Source organism: Paraburkholderia sp. UCT2 (genome assembly GCF_014397665.1).
Lineage (GTDB): Bacteria > Pseudomonadota > Gammaproteobacteria > Burkholderiales > Burkholderiaceae > Paraburkholderia > Paraburkholderia tuberum.
Genome location: NZ_VZQO01000022.1, coordinates 112,944 through 128,545 on the forward strand (window position 1 = coordinate 112,944; position 15,602 = coordinate 128,545).

General features: G+C 64.4%; 12 protein-coding genes. 5 read left to right on the forward strand and 7 right to left on the reverse strand.

Annotated features, from left to right (window positions below; genetic code table 11):
* Positions 1-93: 93 nt before the first annotated feature.
* Entirely contained in the window at positions 94-372 is a 279-nt protein-coding gene (locus F6X39_RS19745; protein WP_187617806.1) for a hypothetical protein, read from the forward strand.
* Here F6X39_RS19745 and F6X39_RS19750 read toward each other — a convergent pair.
* Positions 361-1,611, reverse strand: coding sequence for an arsenic transporter (locus tag F6X39_RS19750; protein ID WP_187617807.1), 1,251 nt, complete (start codon positions 1,609-1,611; stop codon positions 361-363). The genes F6X39_RS19745 and F6X39_RS19750 overlap by 12 nt on opposite strands.
* A gap of 276 nt (positions 1,612-1,887) precedes the next feature.
* Between F6X39_RS19750 and F6X39_RS19755 the strand changes: the two genes are divergently transcribed.
* The 3 genes from F6X39_RS19755 (at position 1,888) to F6X39_RS19765 (ending at position 3,773) form a co-directional block, all read left to right on the forward strand.
* A complete protein-coding gene (locus F6X39_RS19755) occupies positions 1,888-2,451 on the forward strand; it encodes a cytochrome b (protein WP_187617808.1) in 564 nt (187 codons plus the stop codon).
* 116 nt (positions 2,452-2,567) lie between these two features.
* Positions 2,568-3,143 carry a YceI family protein gene (locus F6X39_RS19760; protein WP_187617809.1) on the forward strand — a complete coding sequence of 192 codons (576 nt, stop codon included), beginning with the start codon at positions 2,568-2,570 and terminating at the stop codon, positions 3,141-3,143.
* Positions 3,144-3,191: 48 nt separating this feature from the next.
* Positions 3,192-3,773, forward strand: coding sequence for a YceI family protein (locus F6X39_RS19765; RefSeq protein WP_187617810.1), 582 nt, complete (start codon positions 3,192-3,194; stop codon positions 3,771-3,773).
* Between the two features lie 32 nt (positions 3,774-3,805).
* Here the strand turns inward: F6X39_RS19765 and F6X39_RS19770 are convergent, their stop codons facing one another.
* Positions 3,806-5,398, reverse strand: coding sequence for an EAL domain-containing protein (locus tag F6X39_RS19770; RefSeq protein WP_187617811.1), 1,593 nt, complete (start codon positions 5,396-5,398; stop codon positions 3,806-3,808).
* A 267-nt stretch (positions 5,399-5,665) separates the two neighbouring features.
* Here F6X39_RS19770 and dinB point away from each other — a divergent pair, with 267 nt between their 5' ends.
* On the forward strand, positions 5,666-6,832 hold the full coding sequence (gene dinB / locus F6X39_RS19775) for a DNA polymerase IV (protein ID WP_187617812.1): 1,167 nt from the start codon (positions 5,666-5,668) through the stop codon (positions 6,830-6,832).
* Here dinB and F6X39_RS19780 read toward each other — a convergent pair.
* The 5 genes from F6X39_RS19780 to F6X39_RS19800 all read right to left on the reverse strand — a co-directional run bounded on the left by F6X39_RS19780 (position 6,799) and on the right by F6X39_RS19800 (position 15,151).
* On the reverse strand, positions 6,799-8,271 hold the full coding sequence (locus F6X39_RS19780) for a heavy metal sensor histidine kinase (protein WP_187617813.1): 1,473 nt from the start codon (positions 8,269-8,271) through the stop codon (positions 6,799-6,801). The two genes, dinB and F6X39_RS19780, sit on opposite strands and share 34 nt — an antisense overlap.
* Positions 8,268-8,954 (reverse strand): heavy metal response regulator transcription factor, encoded by a 687-nt coding sequence (locus F6X39_RS19785; protein WP_018424874.1) that lies wholly within the window; start codon positions 8,952-8,954, stop codon positions 8,268-8,270. Before F6X39_RS19785 ends, F6X39_RS19780 begins: the two co-directional genes overlap by 4 nt.
* 106 nt (positions 8,955-9,060) lie before the next feature.
* A complete protein-coding gene (locus F6X39_RS19790; protein WP_187617821.1) occupies positions 9,061-10,596 on the reverse strand; it encodes an efflux transporter outer membrane subunit in 1,536 nt (511 codons plus the stop codon).
* Positions 10,597-10,646: 50 nt separating this feature from the next.
* Positions 10,647-11,873, reverse strand: a complete 1,227-nt coding sequence (locus F6X39_RS19795; protein WP_187617814.1) for an efflux RND transporter periplasmic adaptor subunit — start codon at positions 11,871-11,873, stop codon at positions 10,647-10,649.
* A gap of 23 nt (positions 11,874-11,896) precedes the next feature.
* A complete protein-coding gene (locus tag F6X39_RS19800; RefSeq protein ID WP_187617815.1) occupies positions 11,897-15,151 on the reverse strand; it encodes an efflux RND transporter permease subunit in 3,255 nt (1,084 codons plus the stop codon).
* Positions 15,152-15,602 lie beyond the last annotated feature (451 nt).

The window sequence follows — 15,602 nt, forward strand, 5'->3', positions numbered from 1 at the left end:
GATATTGACTACATATAGGCGGGATGGAACGGACCTTGCGATCCCTGTCAGGTTCGCGCGCCCCTATCCCACCTTCTTTCCTGGACCTTTGTGATGAGCTACCAAGATATCGACAAGGAAATCGCCCACCTCGAAGTCGTTTTCAACGCACTTTCTGGGCGCGACCGTTTTCCGTTGTCGTACTGGCATCGTCGGCTGCATGCGTTGAGCCGTTCGTCGATGGTGCCCGCGCAACGCCAGCGCGTCGCCCACCTCGAAGCAAGGCTGCGCTCGGTCGGCGCGCGACTGGACCAGCTCGCCGGCGCGACGCGCGTCGGTTCCGGCACAAGCCCGCTGATGGCGGGCGGGTCCGGCATCCGTTCAGCCAGTTAATATCCGCGCCCCAAGCGCCAGCACGAGCGCGGGCACCATCACCAGCGCGCCGACTTTCAGAAACTTCATGAAGCTGACGTCTTCGCCTTCGCGGCGAATCGCGTTGAGCCACAGGATCGTCGCGAGCGAGCCGGTGATCGACAGGTTCGGCCCGAGGTCGACGCCGATCAACAGCGCGTCGATCACACGCTCGGGGCTATGCGCCTGCATCACGGTCGAACTCGCGATCAAGCCGGCCGGCAGGTTGTTGATCAGATTGCTGAGGAACGCGATGCTCGCGCCGGCCCACCCGGCCGCTTCCATTTCGTTGTGTTCGGTCGCGCGGCGCAACGCACCCGCGAACAGGTTGATCACACCGGTGTGATCGAGCATCTCGACCAGCACGAACAGCCCGGCGACGAGCGGCAACACGTTCCACGAAATTTCGCGCATCATCGGCAGCGGCGATTTGCGCTCCTTGATCAGCACGACGAGCGCGGTCAGCGTGCCGAGGATCGCGGTCGGCAGGCCGAGCTGGATGTCGTAGGCGGAGACCGTCAGCAGCGCGCCGGCCGTCACCGCGATGCCCGCGAGCGCGACGCGCCCGCTCGCCGACAGCTCGACCGCGTCGAGATTTGCCTCGCAGACGCCAGCGAGCGCCTCGCGTTGCGTCCAGCGCAGCATCACGAAGGTCGCGGCAATCGACAGCACCGACGGCAGCGTGAAGCGCAGCATCCACGGTCCCAGCGGCGGCGTGTGATTGCCGTACAGCACGATGTTGGCCGGATTCGAAATCGGCAGCACGAAGCTCGCCGCATTGGCGACGAACGCGCAGACGAACAGCAGCGGCAGCGGCGGTGTCTTCGCTTTCTTCGCCGCCGCGAACACGGCGGGCGTCAGCACGACGGCGGTGGCGTCGTTGGAAAGAAACGCGGTGATCACCACGCCGAACAGATACACGAGCACGAACAGCTTGCGCGGCGAACTGCGCGCATGATTGACAGCGAGCACCGCGACCCAGTCGAACAGCCCTTCGCGGCGGCCGACTTCGGACAGCAGCATCATGCCGAACAGGAACAGATAGACGTCGGTGCCCTTGCCGATCGCTTCGACCGCGAGATGCAAGGGCAATAGGCCGAGGGCGACGAGCAGCACCGCGCCGGCGACGGCCCACACGGCTTCGGGCCATTTGAACGGCCGTGTGATCACGCCGGCGGTAGCGAGCGCGGCAATACTCCAGGAAAGAAAAACGGAATTCACGGCTTAACGCCCGGATAATGGGTTATGTCCGTGGCTGCGCAAAGCGCGCAACCTTGTTGTTCGGGGCAACAAATTACCACAGCGGTACCACGGCGAGCGCTCCATAGCAGTGTGCGTGCCTTCATGCGCGGACCTTTCAGCGCGCATGCCTCTCTCGACACGATTGACATCACCGCGACAACGATCTGTTCCCGCCCATCCGCCTATTCAGTTTGAATGGGCATCCCTACTATCCGCATTCTCACGCGGCTTCTCGCGAGCAACGGATAGAACACGATGCAAACACACGCTTGCGCTCCCACGCGTTACCACGGCGCGGCGATCGCGCTGCACTGGCTGGTCGCCGCGCTGATGATCTGCGGCTTCTACATCGGCTGGATCATGACCGATATCCCCGGCTTCACGCCGACGAAGCTCAAGTACTTCTCGTGGCACAAATGGATTGGCGTGACCGTGTTCGCGCTGGCGCTGCTGCGGGTGCTGTGGCGCGCGACGCATCGCGCGCCCGCGCTCGATGCCGCGACGCCCACCTGGCAGAAGGCCGCCGCGCATCTGGTGCACGGCCTGCTGTATCTGCTGATGCTCGCGATTCCGCTGTCCGGCTACTTCTACAGCTCGGCGGCCGGCATTCAGGTCATGTATCTGGGCGTCGTGCCGCTGCCGACGATCATCGGTCCCGATCAGGCGCTGAAGGCCGCGCTGCGCACGGTGCACGTGCTGCTTAACTACACGCTGCTCGCGCTCGTGATCATGCACGTGCTTGCGGCGCTCAAGCATCAGTTCGTCGATCGCGACGGATTGCTCGCGCGCATGGTGCCGTTTCTGAAGACCCGCGCATAACGATACGACAGCTTGAAGAAAGCCATCACTCTTGTCGATTGGTTACGACTGGTTGGCAATCAAATTCCTCGCGGTGTGCAATCAGGCCGCGAAGCTCGGATAGGATGCGTACCATCATGAAGACACCCTTTTATCTCTCCGCTCATCGCGCGACGCTCGCGTCCTTCACGGCGCTTGCGCTGCTCGGCGCGAACCTCGCGCACGCCGACGTCGACCTCGCGAAAAGCAGCGTCATCGCCACGACCAAACAGATGAACGTGCCCGTCGACGGCAAGTTCAGGAAGTTCTCCGCGCAACTGAATTTCGATCCGGCGAAGCCTGCCGCGGGCAGCGCGAACGTGTCGATCGACACCGCGAGCTACGACCTCGGCGCCGACGACTACAACAAGCAGGCGCAAGGCAAGGAATGGTTCGACAGCGGCGCCTTCCCGAGCGCGACCTTCGTGTCGAGCTCGATCGCGCCGGCTGGCGGCAACCAGTACAAGGTGACCGGCAAGCTGACGATCAAAGGCAAATCGCAAACGGTCGTCGTGCCGGTCGTGATCGCGAGCCAGGGCGCCACGCAAACTTTCGACGGCTCGCTGCCGATCAAGCGCACGCAGTTCGACGTCGGCACCGGCGAATGGAAAGACACGTCGGTGGTCGCCGACGAAGTCGTCATCAAATTTCATCTGGTCGCGGCGAAGAAATAACCCACAACGCCGCAGCACCGCCTTACCCTTCGACCTCTGGAGTCCAACTTGAAGCAATCCTTCCTGCTCGCCGCCGGCGCGCTCGCCGCTGCATGCTCGTTCAACGCGATGGCCGCCGCCGAAACCTACCTGCTCGATCCGACGCACACGTCGCCGAGCTTCGAGACCGACCACTTCGGCGGCCTGTCGATCTGGCGCGGCAAGTTCCAGAAAAGCAGCGGCACCGTCGTGCTCGATCGCGCGGCGAAGACCGGCACGGTCGAGGCGACGATCGACCTGACCTCGGTCGGCATCGGCAACGACAAGCTCAACGAGGAACTGGTCGGCGACAAGTTCTTCGACACCGCGAAGTTCCCGACCGCGACCTACAAGGGCACGCAGATCCGCTTCGACGGCGACAAGCCGGTCGAAGTGATCGGCACGCTGACGCTGCACGGCATCACGAAACCGGTCAACCTGAAGATCGAATCGTTCAAGTGCATCCAGCACCCGGTGCTGAAGCGCGAAGTGTGCGGCACCGAATCGGTCGCGACGTTCAATCGCGACGATTTCGGCATCGACTTCGGCAAGGCGTACGGCTTCAACATGAAGACCACGCTGCATATCCAGGCCGAAGGCGTCAAGCAGTAAGCGCATCGCGCCCGGCACGGCCGGGCGCCGAACTACTGGATCGCGGGCTGCGCCGGCGCGTGCGACGCGTGGCGCGCCTCCAGCCACGCGACCAGCTCCTCGCGGTGCATGGCCTTCGCGAACAGCCAGCCCTGTCCGTACTGAACGCCTCGGCGCAGCAGATACTCGACCTGCTCGTCGCGCTCGATTCCCTCCGCCACGACTTCCACCCCCAATTCGTGCGCCATGTCGATGATATGCGGCGCAACGATGCTCGACGCCGCATCCCGGGCGATCGTGTCGACGAACGATTTGTCGATCTTCAGAGCGTCGATCATGAAAGTCTGCAAATAGGCGAGGCTCGAATAGCCGGTGCCGAAATCGTCGATATAGACCGGGTGGCCGGCGCTTCGGAAGGCCGCGATCGTCTGCCGGGTCACATCGGCGTTCAGGCAACTGCGCTCGGTCGCTTCGATCCTGATCTGCGCGGCACGCAGGCCGGTTCCGGCGAGCCTCGCGGTGATCAGGTTAAGAAAGCGCGGCGTGCGCAGATCCTCGCCGCTCACGTTGACCGACACGTAGAACCACGACCGCGAACGCAATAGCTCTGTGAGGTCGTGGAGCGCTTTATCGAGCACGAGGTCGGTCAACGACTGGATCAGGCCATGCTGCTCGGCCAACGCAATGAAAATATGCGGCGAGATCTCGCGTCCGTTCAGATTCCATCTGGCCAGCGCTTCGACACCGACGCATTCGTTGGTCGCGAGACTCACGATCGGTTGATAGGCGACGTCGATGATTTTGCGCGAGATCGCCCATTCGAGCGATGCCAGGAACGACACCTGCCGCGAGATCCGTTTGAACGCGACCCAGCCGAAACCGGCGCCCATCGCGACGCCTATCGACAGCCACATCGCCAGCAGTCCGGGCCAGTCTCTCAGCAGGCTGGTGCGCCGGCCCTTGACGACGACGCCAAGCGCGCGCGTCGCCGAACGTGCAACCGCGTAGTTCCATTCATCGCTATCGACGCGCCCCGCCCGCTTCCATGCATGGAGCATCTCGTCGGGGTCCGCGCCCGTCGACAGCGCGACGATCGAGTTCAGGTCGGTGTTGATCGTGGCGATGGGCCTTCCCGCCGGATCCATCACATCGACGTATGACTGCGGATCGATTGACACGTACTCGCCGTTGCGCCCGATCTGTATATCCTCGCGCACGTCGCTGAGCGGATTCTTTTGCTGGAACCAGACCAGGTAGCCGTCGTTGCTTCGCCATCGCGGCGGCGGCAGTTCGACATTCTGCGTCCGAACGTCGCCGAACAGCGGCGAGCAAAGATAGCGCCCGTCGCCGTACGCACCTGCGTCCCGGACGTAGCGGTAGTTGAAAATCACATGGGCGGCGCGCTCCAGGTATTCCGGCGAACACGGCGCGCCGTGCTCGGCCTGCAGGTCCGCGATCGCCGCAAAACCCTGATACGTGACGAGTTCCGTGCGCATCACGGCCTTTTCCGCGTATTGGCGCAAATCTCGCTGCTCGCGGCGTGTGACGTCTTCGTTCGCGATATAGATGCTGATCAGGACCGGCAGCACCGTTGCGGCGCAGCCGAGTGCGATATACGCCGAAATCAGCAACATGCGCTTGATCATCTGTCGAGCCCCGTGGTGAAGCGGTCGCGGCGAAACCCGCCGGGAGCGGCAGCGGCCCGGCATGGACCCCGTACGCAAGCGGCGAAGTTCCGTGTCAAGCATAGTTTCTGAACCCGCTTTTTCAACAACGCGTTGAACGACACGCGTGCGGCCGGCCGCGCCGGCCCTGACCGGCGGCGAGCGCGGCAAGGTACCATTACGGGCTGGCGGCGTCGCGACGCGCGCCGTCACCGCTTTCGTTCATTGCCATCGTCCGCGTCAATCCCCATGAATTCGCCAACCCGCCGCATCGCGCACCTCGACATGGACGCGTTTTACGCGTCCGTCGAACTGCTGCGCTATCCGGAGTTGCGCGGGCGCGCGGTGGTGATCGGCGGCGGGCGCAACAGCGCGCCGCAGGTGCTCGAAGACGGCAGCAGGCGCTTCGCGAAGCTGCGCGATTACGCGGGACGCGGCGTCGTGACCACCTCGACCTACGAGGCGCGCGCGCTCGGCGTATTTTCGGCGATGGGCATGATGAAGGCCGCCGCGCTCGCGCCCGACGCGATCCTGCTGCCGACCGACTTCGATTCATACCGCCACTACTCGCGTCTTTTCAAGGCCGCCGTCAGGACGTTCACGGACCGCATCGAGGATCGCGGCATCGACGAGATCTATATCGACCTGACCGACCTGCCGGGCGAACCAGCCGACATCGGCCGGCGCATCAAGGACGCCGTTCATCAGGCCACCGGTCTCACGTGTTCGATCTGCGTCGCGCCGAACAAGCTGCTCGCGAAGATCGGCTCCGAACTCGACAAGCCTGACGGCCTGACGATCCTGACGCCGGCCGATATACCGCTGCGCGTGTGGCCGCTGCAGGTACGCAAGGTCAACGGCATCGGCCCGAAGGCCGCGCAGAAGCTGACCACACTCGGCCTCGCGACGGTCGGCGATCTGGCCGCCGCCGACGCCGGGTTGTTGCAGGACAACTTCGGGCGCAGCTATTCCGCCTGGCTGATGCAGGTCGCGCAGGGTCACGACGAGCGGCCCTTGGTGGTCGAATCGGAGCCGAAGTCGATCAGCCGCGAGACCACGTTCGAGCGCGATCTGCATCCGCGCCACGATCGACCGGCGTTATCGAGCGCGTTTACGGGGCTGTGCGTGCGTGTCGCCGACGATCTCGTGCGCAAGGGCTACGTGGGCCGCACGATCGGCATCAAGCTGCGTTACGACGATTTCCACACCGTCACGCGCGACCTGACGCTCGACGAACCGACCGCCGACGCGACCGAAATCCGCCGCGCGGCGACCGAATGTTTGCGACGCGTGGAGTTGAACCGCAAGCTGCGGCTATTGGGCGTGCGCATCAGCACGCTGACGTCGGCCAGCGAACAGGCGCTGAAGCCGCGCCTGCCGGTTCAGGCCGACTTGCCTTTCGCGAGCGACGAATAGGCGCTGTCGCCGGCGACGCTGGTCGCATTCGCACGCATGGCCGGCACGTCGCCCGACGTGGACAGCGCCGACGCCGCCACCGAAAACGAGAACGTGTTGACGCCGTTGGCGCTGTGCGCGGACACGGTGCCGCGATGCATCTCCGCGATCGCCTTCACGATCGCGAGCCCGAGCCCGTGGTTTTCGCGGCTATTGGTGCGCGAGACTTCCGCGCGATAGAAACGGTCGAACAGATGTTCGAGGACGTCCGGCGCGATCGGCTCGCCAGGATTTGCCACGGCGACGCGCACCTGATCGCGCATCGGTCCTTTCCCGCGCGCGATCGTCACGCTGATCGACGCGCCCGGCTCGCAATGCTGGATCGCGTTCATCAGCAGGTTCGTGCACGCGCGGCCGAATAGCGACCGGTTCACGCGCGCGAACGCATCGCCGTGCAACTGCGCATGCACGTGCGCCTCTTCGAGCGGAATCTCCAGAAATTCGAGCGTATGCGCGAGTTCCGCCGCGAGCGACACCTCGACGAGCCCCGTCGCGCGTTCGCCCTGATCGGCGCGCGCGAGGAACAGCATGTCGTTGATGATCGTGCGCATCCGCTCGAATTCTTCGAGATTCGATTGCAGCGTGTGGCGCAGATCGTCGACCGAGCGGTTGCGGGTCAGCGCGACCTCGGTCTGGCCGATCAGGATCGTGACCGGCGTGCGCAGTTCATGCGCGACGTCCGCGTTGAACGATTCGAGCCGGCCGTAGGCGCCGTCGAGCCGTTCGAGCGCGCCGTTGAACGAGTTCGCGAGATCGTTCAGTTCGAGCGGCAGCGACGCCGTATTGAGCCGCTGCGAGCGGTTGTTCGGGCTGACCGCCGATGCGTCGCGCGTCAGACGCGTGAGCGGTGCGAGACCGATGCGCGTGACCGAGTAGCTGAGCAGCAGCACCGCGAGACTGCCGAGCGCGGACAGCGCCGCGAGCGCCGAGCCGAACACGCGCATCGTGCGCAGGTTCGGTGAATAGCTCGACGCGACCTGCAACTGCACCGGCGGCCGCGCGGCGTTGGCGGGCAAGGTCACCGTCGAGGTCAGCATGTCGGGGCCGCCGCCCGCCGGCGCGATGCGCGCATAGCCGCCCGGCCAGCTCTTCGTGACGGTGCCCTGCACCGGCGTGCCGAAGTGATAGCTCGGGTCCGCGCTCGTCACCGAGTACACGGTGCTGCCGTCGTGCGGCGTCATGTCGGTGAGTTTTTCGCGGCACATCCGCCATTTTTCGGGCGTCACCGCGTGATAGACGATGATGCGCGCGATCTGCGTGCGATCGTCGAGCGACTCGCGCAGATGATGCTCGAGCTGCGTGCGCAGCACCAGAAAGAGCCCCGTGCCGACGAGCGTAAACACGAACAGCGCGACCAGCGCGAACATCGACGCGAGACGGCGGGCAATCGAACGGTTCATGATGTCTCGGCCTCTTCGCGCACTTCGAGCACGTAGCCCATGCCGCGCACCGTGTGCAGCAGCTTCGACGGGAACGGGCCGTCGAGCTTCGCGCGCAGCCGCTTGATCGCGGTTTCGACGACGTTCGTGTGGCTGTCGAAGTTGACGTCCCACACGAGTTCGGTGATCGCGGTCTTCGACAGAATGTCGCCCTGACGGCGCGCGAGCACGCTGAGCAGTTGAAACTCTTTGGCGGTCAGGTCGAGGCGCACGCCGTCGCGCGTCGCGCGGCGGCCGATCAGATCGACGAACAGATCGCCGACGGAAATCAACGTGGACTCCTGCGAACGCGTGCGGCGCGCGAGCGCATGCAGACGCTCGACCAGTTCGAGGAACGAGAACGGTTTGGTCAGGTAGTCGTCCGCGCCTTCGCGCAGGCCGCGCACGCGGTCGTTCACGTGATCGCGCGCGGTCAGCATGATGACCGGCGTCGACTTGCGCATGCGCAGCGCCTTCAGCACGCTGAAGCCGTCGCGCTTAGGCAGCATCACGTCGAGGACGATCACGTCGTAATCGAATTCGGTGGCCAGATGCATGCCTTCCTCGCCGTCGAGCGCGACATCGACGACCCAGCCCTGCTCTGTCAAACCGGAGCGCAGGTAGTCCACCACCTTGTGCTCGTCTTCAACGATCAGCAATTTCATCCGCGTCCCCATGCCACGTTTGGCGGTCTACTGTCCATTATACGAAACGCCCCTAATGCCTCGCGCCGATCCCACTCCCTCGGCATGGAAGCTCTGCCGGGGCGATTCAGTGTGCAGGAGCCGGCATCTCCTTCTGCTGCGCGCCGCCGGCTGGCGCTTGCTGCGGCGATGCCGTAGCACTGGCGACGTTCGCTGTCGCGTTCGTACGGGTAGCCTCGTTCCCGGCCATTGCGCCACCTTGCGCGCCGCCCTCCCAGCCGCCGCCGAGCGCCTTCACGAGCGCCACCGACAGCGCCAACTGCTGGCCGTGAATCTGCACGTCCGTGCGCTCGCTCGTCAGCAGCGACTCCTGCGCGTCGATCACGTTCAGATACGCGACGAGGCCGCCCGAATAGCGATCGTTCGCGAGCGACAGCAGCCGCTGCGCGTCCTCGACCGCCTCGCGCGACTGCTTCGCCGCGCCGTCGAGCACCGACAGTCCTGTGATGCCGTCCTGTACCTGCTGGAACGCGCTCAGCACGGTCTGCCGATAATTCGCCTCGGTCGCCTTGTAGCCCGCGCTCGCGTACTGGACGTTGGCCGCGCGCCGGCCGCCGTCGAAGATCACTTGACCGACCGTCGCGCCGAGCGTCCACATCAGCGTCGGCGCGCTCAGCAGATTGGCGAACTCGGTGCTCTCCCAGCCGATGCCCGGCGTCAGCGTGAGGCTCGGGAAGAACGCCGCCTTGGCCACGCCGATCTGCGCGTTGGCCGCCGCCATCGCACGTTCCGCCGAGGCGACGTCGGGACGCCTTTGCAGCACGTCGCTCGGCACGCCGAGCGGTACGGTCGGCGCCTTGATGTCGAGCACCTTCGGCTCGATCGCGAACTGCGGTGCCGGCACGCCGACCAGCGCGGCGATCGCATGCTCGAACTGCGCGCGCTGATTGAGCAGCAGTTGCGCCTGCACGCGCGTCGAATCGAGCTGCGATTTCTGCTGCAGCACGTCGAGGCCCGATACCGAGCCGAGATCGTGCTCGGTGTTCACGTAGTCGAGCGCTTTCTGCTGCAGCTTCACCGACTGGTTCAGCACGTCGATCTCGTTGTCGAGCTCACGCAGCGAGAAGTAGTCGGTGGCGAGGTCGGTCGTCAGCACGAGGCGCGCGTTCGCGAGATCGTCCGCCGACTGTTCGGCCGACGCCTGCGCGCCCTCGACCTGACGACGGATGCGGCCGAACAGATCGGTGTCGTAGCTGATCGTCGGCCCGAGCTGGATATTGTTCTGCACCGTCGATTCGGTCGGCGTCGCGTAGTTCGTCAGCGGCCGGTCGTGCGAAATACGGAAGCGCGAGGCCTGTGCGTTGAAATCGACTTCCGGCACGCGCTGCGCGCTGATGTTCGCGAGCGTCGCCTTCGCCTGCTCGTAGTGCGCGCTCGCCGCGGCGAGCGTCTGGTTCTGCGCGAGTGCCTGGGTTTCGAGCGTCGCGAGCGTGGGGTCGGCGAAGCCCGTCCACCAGTCCGGCGCGATCGGCGCATGCGACGGCGCGGCGACGCGCCAGAACGAATCGGTGTGCCATTCGGGCGGCACCTCGGCCTGCGGCCGCTGATAGTCCGGGCCGACCGTGCACGCGGCGAGCAGCGCCGCGCCGGCGCACGCGCTCAGCGCGGTGAAGACAGTGCCACGCGTACGCGCCTGGCGTGAAGCCGCGAACGTCACGACGCCCCCTTGCCGTTCTTCTGCAGCGGCTGCACCTGCACGTGATCGCCATCGGCAATCGAATCGCTCGGGTTGACGATGATGCGATCGCTCGGCGAGATACCGCTTTCGATTTCGAGCTGCTGTCCGAGGTCCACCGCGATCACGACCTTGCGCAGGCTCACGTTGCCCTTTGCATCGACGACCGCGAGGCGCGGACCCTCCGCGCGAAACAGCAGCGCGTTGCCTGGCACCGTGAGACGCGCATGCGCGGCGGCCGGCACCGCGACCTGCACGTACGCGCCGGGGCGCAGCTTGTCGTCGGGATTCGGCAGCGTCACTTCGATCTGCAACGAGCGCGTGGGTACGTCGATCGCGCCAGATATATGCGTGATCTTGCCGTTGAACTGCTGGCCCTGCAGCTCGGCCTGCGTGACCACGACCTTCTGCCCGACCGCGACGTTCTGCGCGTAGGCCTGCGGCAACTGCACATAGACGCGCAACGGGTCCGATTGAGCAAGCGCGAACAACGCACGGCTCGTGCCGCTGCCCGCGTCGATCAGATCGCCGACGTCGACGTTGCGCTGCGTGACCACGCCGGTAAACGGCGCGACGATCCGCTTGAACGATTCGAGCTGCTGCAGACGCTTGACGTTCGCATCGGCGGCCGCGAGATTCGCGAGATCCTGCGTGTAGGTGCTTTGCCGTTCATCGAGTTCCTGCTGCGACACCGCATCACGCTGGCGCAACTGCTGCCAACGGTCCAGCGAGCTCTTCGCGAGCGCGAGGCTCGAATTGATCTGCTGACGCTGTGCCAGAGCCTGCGCGAGTTCCTGGTCGATTTCCGGCGTATCGAGCTCGGCGAGCAGTTGCCCCTGCTTCACGTGGGTGCCGATGTCGGCGTACCAGTGCAGCAGATAGCCGGTCGCGCGTGCATAGATCGGCGACTCGACATAGCCGCGCAGCGTGCCCGGCAGCAGCGTGTCGCCGCCGCCCTCGGTCTGGGTCGGCGTGACGACGTTCACGTACTGCGTGGCATTCTGCTGCGCGATCGCCGCGACTTCGCGGTTTTGCAGCACGTTCGCGATCACGGTGCGAAGTGTGCCTGCCACGAGCAGCACGAGCACGATCACGACGGCGATCTTCGCGCGCTTCCATTCGCGATGGCGCGGCGGCAGCCGGTGCTCTCCTTCTTCGGTTTCCCGCGCGGGGATCGCTAGCGATGCATGAGTTTTTTCGGTCATCTCAGTCAACCATCGTTTAACTTTTACGCGGGCGTCGCCGCACTGCTGGGTTCCGGTGCGGGGGTGTCACTATGGCCGCCACTGCCACCGCCGTTGCCGCCAGCGTCGCCACCGCCGTTGTCGTCGTCGCCGCCGTTCTTATGACGGCGCGCGAGCCACGAATGAATTCCCGCAAACACGAGCGGCACGAAAAACAGCGTCGATACGGTCGCGAACAGCAACCCGCCGATCACCGCGCGGCCAAGCGGCGCATTCTGTTCGGCGCCCTCGCCGAGACCGAGCGCCATCGGAATCATGCCGATGATCATCGCGAACGCGGTCATCAGCACCGGACGAATCCGGCTCGCGCCGGCTTCGAGCGCGGCCGTGAGCGGCGGCGCGCCGGCCGACAGCCGCTGGCGCGCGAACGCGACCATCAGAATACTGTTCGCGGTCGCGACGCCCATCGTCATGATCGCGCCCGTCAGCGCCGGCACGCTCAGATGGGTGCCGGTCAGGAACAGCATCCACATGATCCCCGCGAGCGCCGCCGGCAACGCGCTGACGATGATCAGCGGATCGACCCACGACTGGAAGTTCACGACGATCAGCAGATACACGAGCACGATCGCCATCGCGACGCCGATGCCGAGCCCAAAGAACGAACTGCGCATCGTCTGTACCTGGCCGCGCACGGTGATCGTGCTGCCGCGTGGCAGCGAGCCGCGCACCTCGTCGACGATCTTGTCGACCTGATTCGCCACGCTGCCGAGATCGCGCTTTTCAACGCTCACATACAGATCGATCACCGGACGGATGTTGTAATGCGTGACTTCCGCGAACTGGCTCTTCGGCGAGATCTGCACGAGGTTGCCGAGCAGTTGCGTCGGCCCGTTCATCGTGGCCGAGACCGGGGTGCGCAACAGTTCGTCGATCGAAGACACCTGGTACTGCGGCGTCTGCACCGCCACCTTGTATTCCACGCCGTTCCTGTTGTTGACCCAGAAGCCCGGCGACGTCTGCGAGCTGCCCGACAGCGAAACGAGCACGTTCTGCGCGACGTCGTTCGCGGTCAGGTTCAGTTGTTGCAGGCGGGTGCGGTCCATGTGCAGATCGATCACCGGTTCGTCGAGCTTCTGCTGGATATGCGTGTCGACGGTGCCGGGAATCAGTCGCACCTGCTTCAGCAGCTTGCGCGCGACGTCGAGGTTGCCCTGCTGATTCGCGCCCGAAATCTGCACGTCCACCGCGGCAGGCAGGCCGAAGTTCAGGATCTGCGTGACGATATCGGCCGGCTGAAAGAAGAACTCGACGCCCGGGAAACGCTGCGGCAGGATCGCGCGCAGCTTGTCCATGTAGATCTGCGACGGCTTGTGGCCTTCGTTCAACGCAATCTGGATCTCGCCGTCGAGCGTGCCCATCGTGCCCGCATTGCTATACGACAGGTTGATGCCGCTATACGGCAGCCCGAGGTTGTCGAGAATCGTGCCCAACTCCCTGGGCGGCACGACTTCGCGGATCACCTTCTCGACCTCGTCGGCCAGCCGCGCGGTTTCTTCGATACGCGTGCCGGTCGGCGCGCGCATGTGCAGACGGATGTCGCCCGCGTCGACGCTCGGAAAGAAGTCTTCGCCGAGTGCAAAGAACAGGCCCATCGACAGCACGCAGAAACCGAGGAACAGCGCGCCGAACATCTTGCGACGCACGAGCAGGCTGCTCAGGATCATGATGTAAGTCGCGCGCATGCGCTCGAAGCCTGCGTCGAAGCGGTGATACAGACGCATGAACAGATTCGGCTTCGTGCCCGCCTTCGGCTTGTGCGCGTGGCCCATCAGCAGCATCGCGAGCGTCGGCACGAGCGTACGCGACAGGATGTACGAGGCGAGCATCGCGAACACCACCGCTTCCGCGAGCGGCACGAATAGATAGCGCGCGACGCCGGTCAGGAAGAACATCGGCACGAACACGATACAGATACACAGTGTCGAGACGAGCGCCGGCACTGCGATTTCGCCGGCGCCTTCGAGAATCGCATCGTGCAGATTCGTGCCCAAGTGCAGGTGCCGCTCGATGTTCTCGATCGTCACGGTCGCGTCGTCCACCAAGATGCCGACCGCGAGCGCGAGGCCGCCCAACGTCATGATGTTGATGGTCTGCCCGAGCGCGTGCAGCACGATCAGCGACGACAGAATGGACAGCGGAATCGAGATCGCGATGATGCAGGTGCTGCGCCAGTTGCCGAGGAACAGCAGGATCATCGCGGCGGTCAGCGCGGCGGCGGCCAGCGCTTCGCGCACCACACCCTGCACCGCCGCCTTCACGAATACCGACTGATCGAACAGCGCGGTGATCTGCAGATCCGGCGGCAGCGCGGCGCGCGCGGCCGGCAAAATGCCTTTCAACGTATCGACGATCGACAGCGTCGACGCGTTGCCGTTCTTCAGCACCGACATCAGCACGCCGCGATGACCGTTCTGCCGCACGATGTTGGTCTGCGGCGAGAAGCCGTCGCGCACATGCGCGACTTCACGCAGGTAGGTCGTCGCGCCGTTGACGGTGCGCACCGGAATGTCGTTGAGACCTTCCAACGTCGGCGGCGACCCGTTCATTTCGATCGTGTATTCCTTCGGCCCGATCTTGGCCGTGCCGGTGGGCAGAATCAGGTTTTGCGCGTTGAACGCGTTGACCACGTCGGCAGGTGTCAGGCCCTTGGCCAGCAGCGCGCGCGTATCGAGGTCGACCGAGATCAGCCGCGATTTGCCGCCATACGGATACGGCACGGCCGCGCCCGGAATCGTCACCAGTTGCGGTCGCAGGAAGTTCAGCGCGGTGTCGTTGAGATCCTGCTCCGAGAGTTTCGGACTCGACAGGCCGAGCTGGATGACTGGAATGCTGGAAGCCGAGTAGCTGATGACCAGCGGCGCGGTGGCGCCCGGCGGCATCTGCTTCAATTGCGCCTGCTCGATGGCGACCGTCTGCGCGATCGCCGTCTGGATGTTCGCGTTCGGCTGCAGAAACACCTTCAGGACCGCGATGCCGGGGAGCGATTGCGATTCGATATGTTCGATGTCGTTGACCGTCGTGGTCAGACTGCGCTCGTTGACCGACGTGATGCGGGTGGCCATGTCTTCGGCCGACAGCCCCGTATACGTCCAGATGATGCTGACGACCGGAATGTTGATATCCGGCAGCACGTCGACGGGCATGGTGAACAGCACGAAGGGCGTCGCCAGCACGATCAGAATTGCCATCACGATGAACGTGTATGGCCGCTTAAGCGCTACGTTGACGATCCACATTGAAACGGGCCAGAGAAAATGCGGGTGGAGGGAGGGATTGAATCTGCGCTTATGCTAGATCGATGGCACCAACGCCTGCATGGCATGAAAATGGCGAAATCGTCAGGAAGCTTGTTGAAAGCAAATGCGCCATTTTTGAAGGCGAAGGGCTCTCGCCGAATTAGCTGCGAATTAGCCGCAAAGCAAACGTTTGTTGAATAAATTTACGCGCAGTTAATGAAACGTTTGCTGATACGCGGCACGTTTTTTGGCTGAATAATATGAAACATGCTTTCAGATTGATTCGCACGATGGGGCGATTTTGCTCCGAGTGGCCATCCCCTTCAATCGGCATAGGGGGCAGCCTGAGGCTGCGCCCCTGCCACACCACCCGGCATGCGGGTCCGCACCGGGCGGTTCGGGAAGTTGAGGTTAGGAGAGTCGGGGCACACCCAGCTGATCGAAGTAAGTG